The organism is Comamonas sp. A7-5, assembly GCF_039581385.1.
GTDB lineage: Bacteria > Pseudomonadota > Gammaproteobacteria > Burkholderiales > Burkholderiaceae_C > Comamonas > Comamonas thiooxydans.
On the sequence record NZ_JBCPWO010000003.1, the window covers coordinates 175292 to 194552 of the forward strand.

The following is a 19261-nucleotide window of genomic DNA, read 5'->3' on the forward strand; positions in this document are numbered from 1 at the left end:
TGGATCAGCGCAGCTCTCCGTACTGCGTCGCGCCCAGAGAGCCCAGTCCGGACACGGCAAATTCGCCGCCTTCCTCATGACCAGAGCCAGGGCCCAGCAATGGCGCCTGGCGTGATTGGCGCACACTCGCGGGCGATGCAGCGGCCATGGCCACTGCCTGCTTGAACGCATCCATTTCCTGCGCGTCAATGGGCTCGAAAGAGCGGCCTGAATGTGCCGCAACCGGAGCATGTCGTGGCGCCTTCATCGGGGGGGCGGCCCCGTCAAACTGCATCTGCGCAAAATCAGGGCTAGCAGCGCTTTGAAGCTGTCCGTTCACGCGCCAGTAAACAGCGTGAACCCCTGCATCCATGCGGGTTCTGGCGAGCTCGGCAATCAATGCCTCGATACGTCTTTGCTGCAGAGCATCCGCAGCGTATGCAGGAGCCAGATCCACCATCACGACAAAGCGCTGGCCGACGTTGTCCAGCGAGAGCACCTTGAACTTGTAGCCGGCCGAAAGAATGCCGACCCTGACCATGGCTTCGCGCACGATGACGTACAGCTGCTCGCGTCTGGCGGAGCGCTCCCGGCGCTGCGACTGACGCGCTACCGAATCATCCTCGTGGCGCGGTGCTTGCGTGCTACCTTCTCGGCGAGGCCCGCGAGAAAACCATCGGAACAGGGACATGAGCACACTCGAACAGGCAGGATTTACAACGAGACACATTCTGCCTCCAGGTCTGGAGCAGCTCGTGACATTTACCGAAATATTAGCCTTTGTCCGACGTGGATCAAGCGCCCAGCCCGGCCGAAATACAAAAAATCTTCACTCAGGTGCTGGCCACCCGGCGACGACTGTCCCCTGCACGGCGGGCCAGCACCTGACCTGCCATGGTCAGCAGCGCCAGGGCCAGAGCAGGCTGACGGTTGGCAATTTCGGAATAACGCAGCGCTGTCAGACACCATAGACGGCTGGGCGCTGCGGCCTGAACCGTGGCCTTGCGTGGTCTATGGGCGAAGAAGGCCCCTTCCCCCACAATCGCCCCCGGCCCCACCAAAGCCAGGCGGATTCTTTCCTTCGAATCCTGGTAATGCACGCTCAGCGAGCCGTACTCCACCAGATACAGATTGCGATCCAGCGCCCCTTCGGCAAACAACACCTCGCTGGCCGCCAGATTGATCGGCTGCAGATAGGGCGCCAGCAACTCCCATTGAGCGGCACTGAGCACGTTTTGAGCGGTATCGGTGGCAACCGAGGTCGTCATCGCCTGAATCAGCGCCGACAAATCCTGAGGTGTTGAAGCGAACATAAGCAGTGGGTGGAACGCGAACGCCGCATGCCATCCGGTGGACAAATCCGGATACGCATCCCGGCCGCTCAGGGTAAAAGAAATTCATAGCGCGCCATGGCTCACCATCAACGCAGGCTGAATGCTAAGCGACTCTGACAGTCCCGCCAATCACTTGCGGTGCGGAGTTGCTTTTACTTCCCCAGAGTGTCTGCATCTTCATCCGCGTCAAAACAAAAAAGGATCGATGATTCGATCCTTCTTTGATAGCTTATATCGCTCTTCCCAGTTGGGTTAGCGACATTTTTCAAGGAAATCAGCCATGGGCGCGCTTTTCCAGGATCTCGAAGGCAGGCAGCTTCTTGCCCTCCAGCACTTCCAGGAAGGCACCGCCGCCGGTGGAGATGTAGCCCACGTCCTTTTCAATGCCGTACTTGGCAATGGCGGCCAGGGTGTCGCCACCGCCGGCAATGCTGAAGGCGGGTGACTCGGCAATCGCCTGGGCGATGACCTTGGTGCCATTGGCAAACTGGTCGAACTCGAACACGCCCACGGGGCCGTTCCAGACGATGGTGCCAGCCTTTTTGAGCTGCTCGGCCAGCAGGGCTGCGGTTTCCGGGCCGATGTCCAGAATCATGTCGTCGTCGGCCACTTCGGAGGCCTTCTTGACGGTGGCCACGGCATCGGCAGCAAAGGTCTTGGCGGTGACCACATCGGTGGGCACGGGCACATTGGCGCCACGGGCAGCCATGGCGTCGATCACGGCCTTGGCATCCGCCACCAGATCGGGCTCGGCCAGGCTCTTGCCGATCTTCAGACCGGCAGCCAGCATGAAGGTGTTGGCAATGCCGCCGCCCACGATGAGCTGGTCCACCTTGTCGGCCAGGCTCTTGAGGATGGTCAGCTTGGTGGACACCTTGGAGCCTGCCACGATGGCGGCCAGAGGACGTGCAGGCGCGGCCAAGGCCTTGTTCAGCGCGTCGATCTCGGCCGACAGCAGCGGGCCGGCACAGGCGATGGGGGCGTATTCGGCGATGCCGTAGGTCGTGCCTTCGGCACGGTGAGCGGTGCCGAAGGCATCGTTCACAAAGATGTCGCAGAGCTTGGCCAGCTTCTGGGCCAGCTCGGGCTTGTTCTTCTTTTCACCCACGTTGACACGGCAGTTCTCCAGCAGCACGACCTGGCCGGGAGCAATCTGCACGCCGTCCACCCAGTTGGCGACCAGGGGCACATCGCGGCCCAGCAGCTCGGACAGGCGTTTGGCCACAGGGGCCAGCGAGTCCTGGGGCTTGAATTCGCCTTCGGTGGGGCGACCCAGGTGGCTGGTGACCATCACGGCAGCGCCGGCCTTCAAAGCCATTTCAATCGCAGGCACGGAAGCGCGCACACGCGTGTCTTCGGTGATTTCACCAGCGTCGTTCAGGGGTACGTTCAGGTCGGCACGGATGAAAACACGTTGACCCTGGGCCTTGCCCTGGGCGCACAGATCGGAGAAGCGGATGATGTTCATGCAGCAAAAAAGCGACTCCGAAAGTCGCCCATACAAAGGTTGGAAAACACAAAATCTGCCTGCATTCTAGGGCGATCGCCACTTTCAGGCATCGCTTTTACACGCTTACTCGACTCAAAAACAGGAGCATCCTGCGCGCTCTGTAACTTGGTTTCAAGCCTTTTTATAGACAACCCATATGAAAACAGGAGCACGCAGCTCCTGTTTTCTCTGGTCTTGGAGCTACCAGCCCAGACCGATATGCAGAGGCAGATAAATCGCCATGCCCAGAGCAATGGTGCCAAGAATGCTGCGCTTGTAAAAAAAATACACCACCGAAGCGGCCAGCGCAGGCAGTCGAGCATCAGCCAGACTGTTGATCAGCTGACCATTGCTCATCACGATCTCGGGCGCAATCACCGCCGCCAGGGCCGCCAGCGGTGCGTATTTGAGCCCGCGCTTGAGCCAGTCGGGCAGCGGCAGTTCACGCTCGGGGATCATGAAGAAAGCACGCGTGATCAGCGTGATGAGGGCCAGACCGATACAGGCAACGATGACCCAGAAACTGCTCATCATGACCGGTCCTCCTCATTCTTCACCGCAGGCAGCCGGCTGGCCTGCTTTTGCAGTTGCTCGGCCGTCAGGCCTGCAGCCACCGCAGCTGCGATCGCCACCAGGATATTGAGCTTGAGCGGCAGCGCAAAAGCCGCCACAGCTGCCGTACAGGCCACGATGGAGGCCACCCAGGTTGCTCGGTCCTTGAGCATGGACAGCAACACGCCCAACAACGCCAGCACGCCGGCAAAGCCCAGTCCCCAGGACAGAGGAATCTGGTCGGCCAGGAAAATGCCCAGCGTGGACGGGATCTGCCAGGCCAGCCAGTTGGTCAGTGCCGCACCCCAGAAATAGGGCAGTTGCTCGGGCTGCGGCCTGGCCTCTGGGTAGCGGCGCATGAAGTTCACGAAAATCACATCGCCGCTGAAATAAGCCACCGCCAGACGGTGACGCAGACTCAGGTTGGCGAAATAGCTGCGCCACATGCTGGACAGGATCACAAAACGCAGGTTCACGCAGATGGCGGTGAACCAGACCACCCACAGCGGAGCCCCCACGGCCATCAGTGGCAGCACGGCCAGTTGGGCACTGCCCGCATAGACAGTCAAACCCATGAGCAGCGCCAGAGGAACGGACAGACCGCTCTTGACCATGGCCACGCCGGTCACCAGACCCCACGCGGCGATGCCCAGGGCGGTGCCGCCCATCTCCTTGGAGCCGACCCAGAAGAACGGATCCCTGATTATCGATTTCGCACGCTGACCCAGCGTGAACGCCATATCCGTCATACCTCGCCAGCACCCTCGCCCAGTTGCGCGCCTGCGGGCAGCTCGAAACCACGCAGAAAATCGCCTGCGGCCAGACGCTTGCCACCGGCACGCTGCAACAGCGTCATGTTGAGCACGCCACTGCCACAGGCCACGCGCACGCCCCGGGCGTCGGCCGACAGCACGGAACCGGGCGCGCCGCTGCCTTGCTGGGCCTCTGCTTCCCAGACCTTGATGGCTTCGCCGCCCAGGCTGGTTGCGCCGCCGGGGAAGGGGTTGAAGGCACGCAAGCGGCGCGCAATGACTTCGGCGCTTTCGCTCCAGTCGATCAGGCTCTCGGCCTTATCGATCTTGTGTGCATAGCTCACGCCATCGGCGGGCTGTGGCGTACGCGGCAGACCGCCGCAGCCCGCCATTTCCAGCGCTTCCACGATCAGGCGGCCACCCAACGCGGCCAGCTTGTCCTGCAGGCTGGCCGTGGTGTCGTCTGCGGCTATCGGCAGACGCTCGATCACACACATATCGCCGGTATCCAGGCCTGCATCCATCTGCATGATGGTGACGCCAGTTTCGGCATCACCGGCCTCGATGGCGCGATGAATCGGCGCTGCACCGCGCCAACGCGGCAGCAGGCTGGCGTGGATGTTCAGGCAGCCCAGGCGAGGCGTATCGAGCACCCACTGCGGCAGGATCAGGCCATAGGCCGCAACCACCATCACATCGGCCTGAGCGGCATCGATCGCGGCCTTGGCGGCAGCGGCGTCTTCGGGATATTTGCCGTCCAGACGCAGACTCAGCGGCTGAGCCACGGCAATGCCATGCTCCAAAGCGCACTGCTTGACGGGAGAAGCCTGGAGCTTCATGCCACGCCCGGCCGGACGGTCCGGTTGGGTCAGCACCAGCGGAACTTCAAAACCTGCAGCCAGCAGACTCTCCAGGGCCACGCGCGCAAATTCGGGCGTGCCGGCAAAAATGACTTTCATGGGACTCACAAATTAAAAAGGCAGCCGCCGGCTGCCAGATGTTCAACGATGCGGCTCTCTGAGGTACATGCTTTCATCGGTAAACATGACCTTCTGCACCACACCTTGCGGGTCTATATGCACATGGGCACGCCGAGCAAAGGTATTGTCCAGAAAACGGTAGGTCCAGATGTCACCTTTGAAGCTGTAGACCCTCTCGACTATGGCGGGCGGGCCAAACATGCGGTAGACATCATCACGGGTATCCACACCATTGCGCAACGCGAAAAAGTGCGCCGTATCCAGTACCTGCTCCACATGCACCAGCTTGTGCCGGGCATCGAAATCCATGTGATAGACCTGCTGACCGGCCGGCTGCTGGCTATAGACCAGGCGCTGGCCGCCGTCGGGCAGAGGCACGACCAAAGTGGGCTTGCCCATGCCTTTTTCCACCTCGGCCTGAGGCATGCCGGGCTTTTGCCACTGGGGCACCATGCAACCCGCCAGTCCCGCTGCCAGCAGACTTGCAGTCAACAGCGTTTGCAGGCGAGGCAGGGACATGGACACTCCGATCAGGCCCTCAGGGCCTGCTTCTGGGCTTTGACCAGCTTGGTCTTGATGCGATTGCGCTTCAGCGGCGAGAGGTATTCGACAAACACCTTGCCCAGCAGGTGATCCATCTCGTGCTGGATGCAGATGGCCAGCATGCCTTCGGCGTCGATCTCACGGCTGTTGCCGTTTTCATCCAGGGCCTTGACCTTGACGGCAATGGAGCGCTCCACGCCGTCGTAGATGCCGGGCACGGACAGGCAGCCTTCCTCGCCCAGCTGCTTTTCCTCGCTGGCCCAGAGAATCTCGGGGTTGATCAAGGCCATGGGCTCGTTGCGCTTCTCGGACACGTCGATCACGATGACGCGCTCATGCACATCGATCTGTGTCGCGGCCAAGCCGATGCCCTGAGCGTCATACATGGTCTCGAGCATGTCTTTCACCAGAGTCTGGATGCGCTCATCCACCTGCGCCACGGGCTTGGCGACCTTGTGAAGACGGGGATCGGGGTAGCAGAGGATGGGAAGAATGGCCATGGTGTCTCGGTAAATCTGTCGTTATTGTCCCAACATTTGCTGCCAAACGCTTGGCACGTCCTCAATAAACATTGATCTATCGAGGCCTTGCATCGAGAATTTCGACACATTTGTAAGACTTGTTGGCTGGCTATGCCAAGATCGGCCACAGTGCGGCGACGCGAGGGACGCTGCAGCAAACGAATCCCGCCAGAAGGAACTTCATGACCGCATTTGCCACTGCACGCGCCTTGAGCATTGGAGCCACATTGCTTGCAGCCCTGACTTCGGTCCACGCCCAAAGCTATCCTGTGACCGCCACCCAGCGCTCCACCGCACAGCAAGTCGCTCAGCAAGGCATCCCCGAGAACGAACTGGCGCCCAACGCTCCCGCGCAATACACCGTCAAGCGCGGCGACACGCTCTGGGGCATCTCGGGCATGTATCTGCGCCAGCCCTGGCGCTGGCCCGAACTCTGGGGCATGAACCTCTCCAGCATCGCCAACCCTCATCAGATCTACCCCGGCCAGGTGCTGTATCTGGTGCGCAGCAACGGTTATGCCCGTCTATCGACCACTGCCCCCAACGGCGATTCCGAGGTAGTTCGTCTGTCGCCGCAAACGCGTGAATCGTCACTGAACGACCTGGCCCTGCCCACGCTGCCGCCGCATCTGATCGAGCCCTTCCTGGCCGAGCCGCTGGTAGTGGACAGCCAGGCACTTACACAAGCCCCGCGCATCATCGCCACCCAGGACAAGCGCGTGCTCATGGCCATTGGCGATCGCGCCTATGTACGCAACTCCGGTGGCGCGCTGGTCACCGCCGGCAAGGGCCGGCCCGCGAGCTATCGCATCTTCCGCGATGCCACGCCGCTCAAGGACCCCATCACCGGGGAAATCCTTGGCTACGAAGCCAAGTACCTGGGCAGTGCCACCGTGGCACGTAGTGAAACATTGCTTGAATCCGCGCCAGGCCAGCCTGTACAGACCACGCCTGGAACTGTGGACATCATCCGCTCCAAGAATGAAATCCGCGCAGGTGACCGTCTGCTGCCCTCGCCCGAGCAGCAGTATCTGAGCTATGTGCCCCATGCACCGCGCCATGCGGTGGATGCCGCCGTGGTCTCCATCTATGGCGACTCGGTGGGCTATAACGCAGCTCAGAATCAGGTCATTGCCATCAACAAGGGAGCCCAGGACGGCATGGACATCGGCGCAGTGCTGGAACTCGTCAGCAAGGGCAATGTCATCGTGGACAAGACCAGCCCCAGTCGTGACCGGGTGAAGCTGCCCGATGAGGCCAATGGCTATGCCATGGTCTTCAAGGTGTTTGACCGGGTTTCCTACGCGCTCATCACCACGGCCCAGCGTGGTGTGAACGTGGGCGATGGCCTGCAGTCGCCCCAGCCCTGAATGGAGCATGAGCACGGTGTCGCCCCCTTCACAAGATGCGCACCATGCCCTGCCCGATGCCGAAACTCTGGCCTGGCTGCGCCTGCTGCTGACGCCGGGTCTTGGACGCACCACGGCACGCCGCCTGCTGGCCAAAGCCGGCAGTGCAGACGCGGTCTGGCGGCTGCCGCTGTCAACATGGGCTGAATGCGCCACTCAGGCTCAGATCAAGGCTCTGACAGAGCTCCCGACAGACTGGGAAAAACATTGCAGCACCCTGGCTCGATGGCTGGCCTCGCCCGCACCGGGTACCTTGCACACCGTGATCCATCTGGGCAACTCTCAGTATCCGGACTGCCTGCTGCAGACCGAAGATCCGCCCCTGCTGCTGTTTGTCCAAGGTCCAGCGGCACTGCTGGCATCTGCCCGGCCCTGGTTTCCCTACCCCGCCACCCTGGCCATGGTGGGCAGCCGCAATCCATCCGCCCAGGGCGTCATCAATGCGCGCAGCATGGCGCAGGCACTGGCCGAGCAAGGGCTGTGCATAGTCTCAGGCCTGGCACGCGGCATAGATGCAGCTGCCCATGAGGGAGCACTTCAGGCCCGCTCAGGCCCTACCCCCTGCACGATTGCCGTCGTCGGCACCGGACTCGATCAGGTCTATCCGCGTGCGCACGCCAAGCTGGCACAGCAAATTGCGCGCAACGGGCTGGTCATCAGCGAATACCCGCTGGGCAGCGAGCCCCTGCCCCGGCATTTCCCTCAGCGCAACCGCATCATCTCCGGCCTGTCGCAAGGCACCCTGGTGGTGGAAGCCGCCCTGCAGTCTGGCTCGCTGATCACGGCCCGCCTGGCCAACGAGCAGGGGCGTGAAGTCTTTGCCATCCCCGGCTCCATCCACGCGCCGCAGGCCAAGGGCTGCCATGCGCTGATACGCCAGGGTGCCAAGCTGGTGGAAACCGCTGACAACGTGCTCGAAGAGCTTCAAGGACTGAAACTCGCGTCGACCAGAGCCGAACCAGCGCAGGAAGCTGCCAAAAACAAGGCGTCGACACCGGATAACCCGTTGCTGCAGGCGCTGGGCCATGACCCCATGACCCTGGAGTCCTTGAGCGATCGCACGGGCTGGGATGCCGCCCATTTGCAGGCGCAGCTGATGGAACTGGAGCTCGACGGCCTGGTCGCGCGCCTGCCTGGCGGCCTGTACCAGCGACTTACGCAAAGCTGAAGCCCCAAACCGGCATATCCCGACAAGGCGACGCCCAGCAAGGGCTGCTCCCTTCCCTAGTGCAGCGCGTAGAGAAAGGGGAAAGATGCAAAGCACCTCAGGGGCTTAGACCAGTCTTTCCGGATTCGCCTGAATTTTCTGCAGTGCATCGCGTGTGGCACGCACCGTCAGGGCTTCGGCATCATGCACCGCGAGCAAGCCGGCCTGCAGATAGGTCGCCATGCGTTGCGCCTGCAGCAGATAACAGTGTCCATCCAGCGAGGCGAACAAATGCAGATGCTTGCGACGGCTATGCCAGACATATTGCACCTGCACACGGGCACCGTTGTGGTCCAGCGTGAACCAGCGACCGCTTTCCAGCGACTGGGCCCACTCCAGCATGGCGGGCTCCACCGGACTGTCCGTGTTGGGAATGACGTTCAGATCGCCCGCATCCACGCCCAGCATCAGCTCTATGCTCTCGCTGGACAGCGGCATATCGTCGAGCTTGCCGTCCTCGCTGATGTATTTTTCCAGCTCCGCCAGGCGCTTGGCCATGGCCTCGATACGCTCGGCCGGAATGGCTGCCGTCTTGGACATGAAGGCCTGGGCCAGCGTATCGGTCAACACCTTGATCGCGGCCGACTGTGCATCGCCGGTCACGCTCACCAGCTCCAGTCCTTCACGCAAGGTCTGCAGCAAGGTCGGCAAGCCCTGGATGACACGCGCGCGCTCCTGACGCAAGGGCTTGGCGCTGGCCGACCAGACCAGCTCGCTGGCCGCCTGCTTGAGGCGCATGGCCCGTGCATCCTTGGCGCCATAGCGCACGGTGGCCATGGCCAGCACATCGGCCCAGGACTTGAAGAGAAAGTCTCGCACCTCTTCGCGCACCGGCATGTCGGTGAGCATATTGCGCAGCTCTATGGTGTACTGGATGGCCAGCGTCTCCTTCTGCTCCACCTGCTGAGCCACGCTGGTGATCTTGGCCGTGGACCGATTCTGGGCAAAATGCCTGGTGAGGAATTCCTCGAACTCGCGCAGCACCAGGGCAAAGACCTTCTGCCCGGTTTCAGGGTACTGCTCTATCACCTGAACCACGCGGCGGATCTCGGTCTCCAGCGCATTGCCGTTGATGCTGCTGGCGTCAAAACCCATGACGCAGGAGCCCATGCGGTCGATCAGCTTGCGCGCCGGGTGATTGAGGTCGCTGAAGAACTGCGGCTCGGCCAGGGCCACGCGCAACACGGGGACCTGCAGGCGCGCGAACCAGACGCGAATGGACGGCGGCAGCCGGTCTTCCGAAAGAATGCTCTGGAACATCAGCGCCACCACCTCGATGGTCGCCTTCTCGCTCTTGGTCTCGGCCTTTTGCTTCCAGTCGGCCGAGCGCTCGCGCACCAGATTGACCAGCTGGCCGATCGCTGCCGGACTGTAGTCCATGGCGGGCATGGCCATGGCCGAACCGGCCGCAGACGGATACTGGGCCTGGAGCTCGGCCGCCATCAGCTGTTGCTGCTCCTGCAGCGCCTGCGCCAGAGCGGCAGACGCAGGAGGCATGGGAACGACAGGCGTGCCAGGCATCAGTCCTGGAATGCCGACCGCAGGCTGACTCAGCACCTGGCGCAGCTGATTCATGGCATCCAGCGCGCGATGGCGCGCCCGCGCCAGCATGCCCAGGCCGGCGCTGGCGCCTGGCGGCAGGGCAATGCCCGGAGCCATCCCTGGCCCAGCGCCCAGACCTGCAGCCATACCGGCCGGCATGTACTGCATGGCAGAGTTGCTCCAACCCGCATCGGACGCATTGCCATAGCCACTGCTGGCGCCCAGATGCATGGCACCGGTGGACGGGCCACCCTCGGTACGTCGCACGCGCAGCGGGGCATCCTGGGCCTTGCTGACGCCCTTGGCATCGAGCAGCTTGTGCAGGATGCTGTATTCGGACTCCATCAGCGGTGCCAGCGCATTCTGCAAAGGCTCCACGGCCCTGAGCAAATGCTTGCGCTCCATGCCGCTGCCAAGCCATTGCTCGACCAGATGCAGGCAGATGGTCTCGGCACGGAACATGTCCCGGGAAGCCAGCTCATGGCCCTCCAGTGCCTGAATGCGCAGGCGCATGGCCTCGAAGCCGGGCTGCAGCGTCTCCCCCATGGCCAGAGCCATGCGGGAGGCCAGAATCCTGTTTTCGACGACATCGTCGCTGAGCAGCTCGAAGGTCAGCGGAGCCGAGTCCGAAGCATTGCTCTCGGCTCCACCAGAGGGTGGCTTGCGCGCAGCCTGCTGCAGCGCCTGAACGCCTGCCTGCAACCAGGCGTCCTTGTTCTGCTGAAAGCCGACCCAGGCCTCGCGCCACTCCTGCATCTCCTTGGCAGTGGAGACGGCACTGCTCTGGTTGGAGAGGAATTCATCCAGTTGCCGAGCGACCTTGGGCAGGCCCTGACAAATGCCATGGACCCAACGCAAGCGCGCCTGCCAGCCCAGCTGTTGCGGGGCCGCAGGCGCGGTGGAGGAAGACTGCGAGAGAGCCATTCCGTAAGTGTAATGGCGGCAGAAGCAGTCATGCACCCGCCGCAATGGTCAAAGCGTCAGACCACGGCTCCCGCGTTGGGATCGTTGGGATCTTGCGACCCGGACTTGGCGGGAGCCTTGACCAGATCTTCGCGCTTGACGCCCAGCCACATGGCAATGGCAGCCGCCACGAACACCGAAGAATAGATACCGAACAAGATACCGATCGTCAGCGCCAGCGCAAAATAATGCAGGCTGGGGCCGCCGAAGAAGAACATGGACAGCACCATGGCTTCGGTCGAGGCGTGGGTGATGATGGTCCGGCTCATGGTCGAGGTGATGGCGTGGTCGATCACCTCGTGGGTGCTGAGCTTGCGGAACTTGCGGAAGGCTTCGCGGATACGGTCGAAAATCACCACGGACTCATTGACCGAGTAGCCCAGCACGGCCAGCACGCCTGCCAGCACGGAGAGCGAAAACTCCCACTGGAAGAAGGCGAAGAAGCCCAGGATGATGATCACGTCGTGCAAGTTGGCAATGATGGCCGCCACGCCGAACTTCCACTCGAAGCGAAAGGCCAGATAGATGATGATGCCCAGCACCACCATGCCCAGCGCCATCAGGCCGTTGTGCATCAGCTCATCGCCCACCTGCGGGCCGACAAACTCGGTGCGGCGCAGCGTGACCTCGGCATCCTCGGCCTTCAGTGCAGTGATCACCCGCTCACTTTGCTGAGCAGTCGTCACGCCCTTTTGCACAGGCAGACGAATCATCACATCCTTGGATGTACCGAAATTCTGCACGATCACATCGGCATAGCCGAGCTTGGAAACGGTTTCACGCACCTTGCCGATATCGGCAGGCTGGGTGTAGGCCACTTCCATGACCGTACCGCCCGTGAACTCCACGGACAGATGCAGGCCGCGCGAGAACAGGAAAAAGACGGCCAGCGCAAAGGTGATGAAGGAAATCGCGTTGAAGACCAACGCGTACTTCATGAACGGAATGTCTTTTTTGATGCGGAAGAACTCCATGATCTTCCTCCTTAGTTGTTGCTGCCGCGACCGGCCACGGAACGGTGACCCTCACCCTCAGGCTTCCAGACCTGACCGATGGAGACGCTCTTGAGCTTCTTCTTGCCGCCATACCAGAGGTTGACCAGCCCGCGAGAGAAGAACACGGCAGAGAACATGCTGGTCAGAATGCCGATGCAGTGCACCACGGCAAAGCCGCGCACCACACCAGAACCAAAGGCCAGCAGGGCCAGACCGGCGATCAGCGTGGTCACGTTGGAGTCCAGAATGGTGTGCCAGGCGTTTTCGTAGCCTGCATGAATCGCCGCCTGAGGCGAAGCACCGGCACGCAGCTCTTCACGAATACGCTCGTTGATCAGCACGTTCGAGTCGATGGCCACGCCCAGCGCCAGCGCCATGGCGGCAATGCCGGGCAGGGTCAGCGTGGCCTGCAGCATGGACAGAATGGCCAGCAGCAGCAACACGTTCACCGACAGAGCAATCGTGGAGAACACGCCGAACAGCATGTAGTACATGCACATAAAGGCCGCAATCGCCACCATGCCCCAGACCACGGAGTGAATACCGCGGTTGATGTTGTCGGCGCCCAGGCTCGGGCCGATGGTGTATTCCTCGATGATTTCCATGGGCGCGGCCAGCGAGCCGGCGCGCAGCAGCAGCGAAGTGTCGTTGGCTTCAGCCGTAGTCATGCGACCCGAGATCTGCACGCGGCCGCCGCCGATTTCGCCACGGATCACGGGAGCCGTGACCACTTCGCCCTTGCCCTTTTCGAACAGGATGATGGCCATGCGCTTGCCCACGTTCTCGCGCGTCACGTCCTTGAAGATGCGCGCGCCCTTGGCATCCAGCGTCAGGTTGACGGTGGGCTCCTGGGTCTGGCTGTCAAAACCGGGCTGTGCATCCGTCAGGTTCTCGCCGGTCAGCGTCACCTGCTTTTGCACGATGATGCTCTGGCCGTTGCGGTCCAGGTATTTCTCGGAGCCGAAAGGCACGGGGCCGGAGCCCATCTCGGCAGCACGCGCTTCGGCGGACTCGTCCACCATGCGCACTTCCAGCGTGGCGGTGCGGCCCAGAATGTCCTTGGCCTTGGCCGTGTCCTGCACGCCGGGCAGTTGCACCACGATGCGGTCCAGGCCCTGCTGCTGGATCACGGGCTCGGCCACGCCGAGTTCGTTGATACGGTTGTGCAGCGTGACGATGTTCTGCTTGAGCGCCTGCTCCTGCACCTTGCGCAGGGCTTCGGGCTTGATCGAGGCCACCAGCTTGAAGCCCGTGCCGTCAGGCGTGGAAGTGGCCGCCAGATCGGGGAACTGGTCCGCGATCAGATTGCGCGCCGCCGTCAGCGTGGCTTCGTCGCGCACGCGAATGGTGACGTTGTTGCCGTCGCGGCTGACACCGCCGTGGCGGATATTCTTGTCGCGCATCGAAGAGCGCAGATCGCCCGCATAGCTCTCGGCCTTCTTGGTCAGGGCCGCCGCCATGTCCACCTGCAGCATGAAGTGCACGCCGCCGCGCAGGTCCAGACCCAGATACATGGGCTTGGCGCCGATGGCTGTCAGCCAGTCGGGCGAGCGCGACACCAGGTTCAGCGCCACGATGTAGGAGGGGTCGGTGGGGTCGGAGATCAGGGCCTTCTGGATGACGTCCTTGGCCTTGAGCTGCTCGTCGGGCGTATCGAAGCGGGCGCGCACCGAAGTGCCTTCCAGCGACATCGATGTGGCTTTGACGCTGGCTGCGCTCAAGGCAGATTCCACCTTTTGCAGCACCGCGTTGTCCACCTTGACGGTGGACTTGGCCGAGGACACCTGCACGGCAGGCGCTTCACCAAAGAAATTGGGCAGGGTGTAGAGCACCCCCACCAGCAGCGCGATCACGATGATCGCGTACTTCCAGACCGGGTATCGGTTCATGATCGCGCTCTTTTTTTTACAGCAACGCACAACGGGTACGCGCACTCTGGTCGAGCGCCGTACCCCTCAAAATCCACAGCGGACAGGCTTACTTGGCCGTGCCCTTGGGCAGCACCTGCACCACAGCGGAGCGCTGGATCTGGACTTCCACGCCGGAAGCCACTTCGATGTAGATGAATTGCTCGGCCATGCGGGTCACGGTGCCGATGATGCCGCCGGCGGTAGCCACCTCATCACCCTTGGCCAGCGCGTCGATCATGGAGCGGTGTTCCTTCTGGCGCTTCATCTGTGGACGAATCATCACGAAGTACAGCACCACGAACATCAGCACCAGAGGCAGCATGCCGGTGAGCGAACCCATGAAGCCGCCTTCAGCAGCGGCGGCAGGAGCGGTCTGGGCGAAAGCAGAAGAAATGAACACGAAAAAGACTCCGAAAGAGTGAATTTGTCAGGAATAGGTCCCGGCAGGCGCGCACTTGCGCGATCTCGCCAGGTCAGCGGGACATTGTATTCGGCTGGCTTGTACCCAAGATTGGCATGGACAGCCGCGCAGCACAGGCATTCCCTGATGCGATGAGGACCTCCCTTTCCACATCAGCAATGTCTGCAAAAAACATAGCTATCAGCGTATTACCTGTCTTGCTTTGTGACTGTTTTATATTTGAATATCACTCAATACAGGCGCTGGCAGCTATCAAATTCAGATAGCCCACCGCCAGCATCGCCTCTGACCATGAATACAAAGGCCGGGTTGCCCCGGCCTTGTTGTGATGCGCCTCGGCGCAATTAGTTCACTGCCATCAGCTTGACTGCTGGCGCAGCAGCTGCAGCCGAGCCATTCCAGCGAGTCATCAAGGACTGCCACTTGATGCGCGCAGCCGCCAGATGGTGCTCCTTCACATGGCCGTAGCCTCGAATGTCTTCGGGGATGGAGGCGATCTCCACGGCCAGCGCCAGCTTGTCGGTCGTCAAACCCGTCAGCAGGGTTTCGATGCACTGGCGGTATTCGACGATCAGGGCGCGCTCGGTACGGCGCTCCTCGGTGCGGCCGAAGGGATCGAGCGCCGTGCCGCGCAGTCCCTTCATGCCGGCCAGCCAGCCCATGGCCTTGCGCATCCAGGGGCCATAGGATTTTTTGAGCAGATGGCCCTGCTCGTCCTTCTTGGCAAAACCGGGGGGCGCCAGGTGATGGACGAGCTTGTAGTCGCCCTCGAACATCTCGCTGATCTTCTGGGTGAAGGCCGCATCGGTGTGCAGACGCGCCACCTCGTACTCGTCCTTGTACGCCATGAGCTTGAACAGATAGCGCGCCACGGCCTGGGACAGGCGCGTGCCCTGGGCCAGCGGCTCTTCCGCTGCGCGCACCTTGGCCACGAAGTCGCGGTACTGCTGGGCATAGGCCGCGTTCTGGTAGGCCGTGAGGAACTCCACACGCTTGTCCAGCATTTCCTCCAGCGACGGCTTCTTGACGAACTGGATCACCTGCGATGCCTGATACAGAGCGCGCACGGCCTCCAGATCGTGGGCGCAGCGGCGGCCCCATTCAAAGGCCTCCTGATTGCGCGCCACCTGCACGCCGTTGAGCTCCATGGCGCGCATCAGCGAGGCATGGCTGAGCGGCACCCTGCCTTTTTGCCAGGCGTAGCCCAGCATCATGGGGTTGGCGTAGATGCTGTCGCCCAGCAAGGCCGTGGAGGCCTTCTCGGCGTCGAAGCTGCCCAGGGCGCCATGACCCACGGCCTCGGCCAGCGCCGTGGCGCAGCGTGCGGCAGGCGACTGCCAGTCGGGGTTGCCCACGAAGGTGGCCGTGGGCGCGGCATGGCTGTTGAGCGCCACATAGGTGCGCCCCGGCTGCATCACGGACAAGGTGGTGGGCGTGGCCGCCACGATGGGGTCGCAGCCTATGACCAGATCGGCCTTGGCCATGTCCACCTTGGTGGTGTAGATGGCATCGGCGCGGTTGGCGATCTGGATATGGCTCCAGGTGGAGCCGCCTTTTTGCGCCAGACCCGCCGCATCCTGCGTGACCACGCCCTTACCCTCCAGGTGTGCGGCCATGCCCAGCAGCGAACCGATGGTGATCACGCCCGTGCCGCCGACACCGGCCACCACGATGCCCCAGGCCTGCTCGGCCACGGGCAGGACGGGCTCGGGAATATGGGGAAGGGCCTCCAGGCTGCCCTTCTTCTCCTGCTTGGGCTTTTTGAGCTGACCGCCCTCGACGGTGACGAAGCTGGGGCAGAAGCCCTTGACGCAGGAATAGTCCTTGTTGCAGCTGTTCTGGTTGATGCGGCGCTTGCGGCCGAACTCGGTCTCCACGGGCTCGACCGAGAGGCAGTTGGACTGCACCGAGCAATCGCCACAGCCCTCGCAGACCAGTTCGTTGATGACCACGGTCTTGTCGGGCGTGCTCAGCACGCCGCGTTTGCGGCGGCGGCGCTTTTCCGTGGCGCAGGTCTGGTCGTAGATGATGGCCGTGCAGCCCTTGAGCTCGCGGAACTGGCGCTGGATCGCATCCAGCTCGTCGCGGTGGTGCACGGTCACGCCCTCGCCCAGCTTCACGCCATCGTATTTCTCGGGCTCGTCGGTGACGATGACCAGCTTGCCCACGCCTTCGGAGAGCAGGCTGTTCATGATCTGCAGCACCGAATGGCCTTCGGGCCGCTCGCCCACACGCTGGCCGCCCGTCATGGCCACGGCGTCGTTGTAGAGCACCTTGTAGGTGATGTTGGTGCCGGCCGCGATGCTCTGGCGAATGGCCAGCAGCCCGCTGTGGAAGTAGGTGCCGTCGCCCAGATTGGCGAAGACATGGGCCTCCTTGGTGAAAGGCGCCTGCCCCACCCAGGTCACGCCCTCGCCGCCCATTTGCGTGAAGGTGCTGGTGCGGCGGTCGGGCATCCAGGTGGTCATGTAGTGGCAGCCGATGCCGGCCACGGCGCGCGAGCCTTCGGGCACGCGTGTCGAGGTGTTGTGCGGGCAGCCGCTGCAGAACCAGGGCGTGCGGTCGCCGGTCGAAACCTCCTTGGCCGCCTTGATCGCCGCTTCGCGGGCGTCGAGCACGGCCAGACGCTGCTGCATGCGCGTTTGCACATGCTCGGGCACGCCCAGCTTCTTCAGGCGCTGGGCAATGGCGCGCGCAATGATGGCGGGAGTCAGATCGGCCGTGGGGCGCAGCAGCCAGTCGGTGCTGGGGTTGGGCAGCGACCATTCGCCACCATGCTCGTCGCTGAACTTGCCCACCACATTGGGGCGCACGTCGTCGCGCCAGTTGTAGAGCTCTTCCTTGATCTGGTATTCGATGACCTGGCGCTTTTCCTCGACCACCAGAATCTCCTGCAGGCCGCGCGCGAAATCGCGCGTGATGGTGGCCTCCAGCGGCCAGACCACGTTGACCTTGTGCAGCCTGATGCCCAGCTGGCGGCAGGTGTCCTCGTCCAGCCCCAGATCGGCCATGGCCTGGCGCGTGTCGTTATAGGCCTTGCCGCTGGCGATGATGCCGAAGCGGTCGTTGGGCCCTTCGATCACATTGTGGTTGAGCTTGTTGGCGCGCACATAGGCCAGGGCCGCATACCACTTGTAGTTCATCAGCCGTGCCTCCTGCTCCAGCGGCGGATCGGGCCAGCGGATATGCAGGCCGCCGTCCGGCATCTGAAAGTCTTCGGGCAGGATGATGTTGACGCGATCCGGGTCCACCAGCACCGAGGAGGAGGACTCCACCACCTCCTGGATCGTCTTCATGCCCGACCACAGGCCCGAGAAACGGCTCATGGCAAAGGCATGCAGGCCCATGTCGAGGATGTCCTGCACATTGCTGGGGAAGAACACCGGCGTGCCGCAGGCCTTGAAGATGTGGTCGCTCTGGTGCGCGGCCGTGGAGGACTTGCTGATGTGGTCGTCGCCCGCAATCGCAATCACGCCGCCATGCTTGGCCGTGCCCGCCATATTGGCGTGCTTGAACACGTCGGAGCAGCGGTCCACGCCCGGCCCCTTGCCATACCAGATGCCGAAGACACCGTCGAACTTCTTGGTCTCGGGATAGAGATCGAGCTGCTGCGTGCCCCAGACGGCCGTGGCGCCCAGCTCTTCGTTCACGCCGGGCTGAAAGACGATGTGATTCGCCTCCATATGTTTTTTGGCCGCCCACAGGGACTGGTCGTAAGTGCCCAGGGGCGAGCCACGATAGCCGCTGATGAAGCCGGCGGTATTGAGCCCGGCCTGCGCATCGCGCAGCCGCTGCAGCATGGGCAGGCGGACCAGGGCCTGCACGCCGCTCATAAAGGCGCGGCCGCGGGCCAGGGAATATTTGTCGTCCAGAGTCACAGACTCCAGGGCGCGACGGACTTCATCGGGCAAAGGGGCATTCATGGCTTGTCTCCATGTGGGTGACCACCCGTGGCAGCTGTTGGCTACCAGAGCAGCATATTGCTTTGGGCATTCCTGCGCCAGAGGCATGGAACGCGAGTTGTTTGAGCAAAGTTTAAGGAAAACACCCCGAATAGAGCTTTCTTTTTATTGCCGGGATTAACCTAGTTTTTGAAAGAATCTTGCTGTAAATTGCGAATCATGAACCAACTTGATCGCTTCGACTGGGCCATCCTGAATGAGCTGCAAATGGATGGCCGCCTCACCAATGCCGAGCTGGCCCAGCGCGTAGGCCTGTCCGCCGCGCCCTGCTGGCGACGCGTGCGCGCGCTGGAGGAGTCGGGCTATATCACCGGCTATCACGCCACACTGGACCGCCACAAGCTGGGCCTGGGCGTGCTGGCCTTTGTGCGCGTGGATGCCGCACAGAACACGGCCGACATCACGCTGCGCATGGAGGAAGCCATTCGCCTGCTGCCCGAAGTCACCACTTGCCACTACATCAGCGGCGCGGGCACCTTCGAGCTGCAGGTCGTGGCCAGGGATCTGGAGAGCTTTTCCGGTTTTGTGCGCAATGTGCTGCTGCGCCTGCCCAACGTCAAAGACGTGCACACGATTTTTTCGCTGGGCGAGGTCAAGTCCAGCAGCGCGCTGCCGCTGCCCGGCTCGCTGACGCACGCCTGAGTGCCGTTCGTACCAGGCCGGCATCCTTCAAAAGTGGAGCATGTACCGCTTTATTCATCT

The 19261-nt window shown here is 62.4% G+C and carries 16 protein-coding genes; 3 read left to right on the forward strand and 13 right to left on the reverse strand.

Annotated features, from left to right (window positions below; translation table 11 throughout):
- Window positions 1-4 precede the first annotated feature (4 nt).
- The 8 genes from AAIL67_RS06390 to def form a co-directional block, all read right to left on the reverse strand.
- Window positions 5-670, reverse strand: coding sequence for a hypothetical protein (locus AAIL67_RS06390; protein WP_034351531.1), 666 nt, complete (start codon window positions 668-670; stop codon window positions 5-7).
- Between the two features lie 142 nt (window positions 671-812).
- Window positions 813-1292 (reverse strand): cyclic nucleotide-binding domain-containing protein, encoded by a 480-nt coding sequence (locus AAIL67_RS06395; protein ID WP_034347941.1) that lies wholly within the window; start codon window positions 1290-1292, stop codon window positions 813-815.
- Between the two features lie 295 nt (window positions 1293-1587).
- Window positions 1588-2781: a phosphoglycerate kinase gene (locus AAIL67_RS06400; RefSeq protein WP_034351002.1), complete on the reverse strand. Its 1194-nt coding sequence runs from the start codon at window positions 2779-2781 to the stop codon at window positions 1588-1590.
- A 222-nt stretch (window positions 2782-3003) separates the two neighbouring features.
- Entirely contained in the window at window positions 3004-3336 is a 333-nt protein-coding gene (locus tag AAIL67_RS06405; protein WP_003066830.1) for an AzlD domain-containing protein, read from the reverse strand.
- Window positions 3333-4103, reverse strand: coding sequence for an AzlC family ABC transporter permease (locus AAIL67_RS06410; RefSeq protein WP_156507051.1), 771 nt, complete (start codon window positions 4101-4103; stop codon window positions 3333-3335). The genes AAIL67_RS06405 and AAIL67_RS06410 overlap by 4 nt, the downstream gene beginning before the upstream one ends.
- On the reverse strand, window positions 4100-5065 hold the full coding sequence (gene fmt / locus AAIL67_RS06415; RefSeq protein ID WP_034382379.1) for a methionyl-tRNA formyltransferase: 966 nt from the start codon (window positions 5063-5065) through the stop codon (window positions 4100-4102). Before fmt ends, AAIL67_RS06410 begins: the two co-directional genes overlap by 4 nt.
- 42 nt (window positions 5066-5107) lie before the next feature.
- On the reverse strand, window positions 5108-5605 hold the full coding sequence (locus AAIL67_RS06420; protein WP_343483609.1) for a hypothetical protein: 498 nt from the start codon (window positions 5603-5605) through the stop codon (window positions 5108-5110).
- An 11-nt stretch (window positions 5606-5616) separates the two neighbouring features.
- On the reverse strand, window positions 5617-6129 hold the full coding sequence (def, locus tag AAIL67_RS06425) for a peptide deformylase (protein WP_003072256.1): 513 nt from the start codon (window positions 6127-6129) through the stop codon (window positions 5617-5619).
- A 203-nt stretch (window positions 6130-6332) separates the two neighbouring features.
- Between def and AAIL67_RS06430 the strand changes: the two genes are divergently transcribed.
- Together AAIL67_RS06430 and dprA are read left to right on the forward strand one after the other, a co-directional pair.
- Window positions 6333-7520 (forward strand): LysM domain-containing protein, encoded by a 1188-nt coding sequence (locus tag AAIL67_RS06430; protein WP_034351536.1) that lies wholly within the window; start codon window positions 6333-6335, stop codon window positions 7518-7520.
- Between the two features lie 7 nt (window positions 7521-7527).
- Window positions 7528-8727, forward strand: a complete 1200-nt coding sequence (gene dprA / locus AAIL67_RS06435) for a DNA-processing protein DprA (RefSeq protein ID WP_045839339.1) — start codon at window positions 7528-7530, stop codon at window positions 8725-8727.
- A 105-nt stretch (window positions 8728-8832) separates the two neighbouring features.
- Here the strand turns inward: dprA and AAIL67_RS06440 are convergent, their stop codons facing one another.
- The 5 genes from AAIL67_RS06440 to AAIL67_RS06460 form a co-directional block, all read right to left on the reverse strand.
- Complete coding sequence (locus AAIL67_RS06440; RefSeq protein ID WP_343483610.1) at window positions 8833-11232, reverse strand: DUF1631 domain-containing protein; 2400 nt, start codon at window positions 11230-11232, stop codon at window positions 8833-8835.
- A 56-nt stretch (window positions 11233-11288) separates the two neighbouring features.
- Window positions 11289-12245, reverse strand: a complete 957-nt coding sequence (secF, locus tag AAIL67_RS06445; protein ID WP_003066813.1) for a protein translocase subunit SecF — start codon at window positions 12243-12245, stop codon at window positions 11289-11291.
- Window positions 12246-12256: 11 nt separating this feature from the next.
- The gene (secD, locus tag AAIL67_RS06450) at window positions 12257-14155 is read right to left on the reverse strand and encodes a protein translocase subunit SecD (RefSeq protein WP_034351013.1); all 1899 of its coding nucleotides are present in this window, start codon (window positions 14153-14155) and stop codon (window positions 12257-12259) included.
- 88 nt (window positions 14156-14243) lie between these two features.
- Window positions 14244-14576, reverse strand: a complete 333-nt coding sequence (gene yajC, locus AAIL67_RS06455) for a preprotein translocase subunit YajC (protein WP_003066810.1) — start codon at window positions 14574-14576, stop codon at window positions 14244-14246.
- Between the two features lie 365 nt (window positions 14577-14941).
- Window positions 14942-18520: an indolepyruvate ferredoxin oxidoreductase family protein gene (locus AAIL67_RS06460; RefSeq protein WP_343483611.1), complete on the reverse strand. Its 3579-nt coding sequence runs from the start codon at window positions 18518-18520 to the stop codon at window positions 14942-14944.
- Window positions 18521-18718: 198 nt separating this feature from the next.
- Here AAIL67_RS06460 and AAIL67_RS06465 point away from each other — a divergent pair, with 198 nt between their 5' ends.
- Window positions 18719-19201, forward strand: coding sequence for an Lrp/AsnC family transcriptional regulator (locus AAIL67_RS06465; protein WP_343483612.1), 483 nt, complete (start codon window positions 18719-18721; stop codon window positions 19199-19201).
- The last annotated feature ends 60 nt before the right edge of the window (window positions 19202-19261 follow it).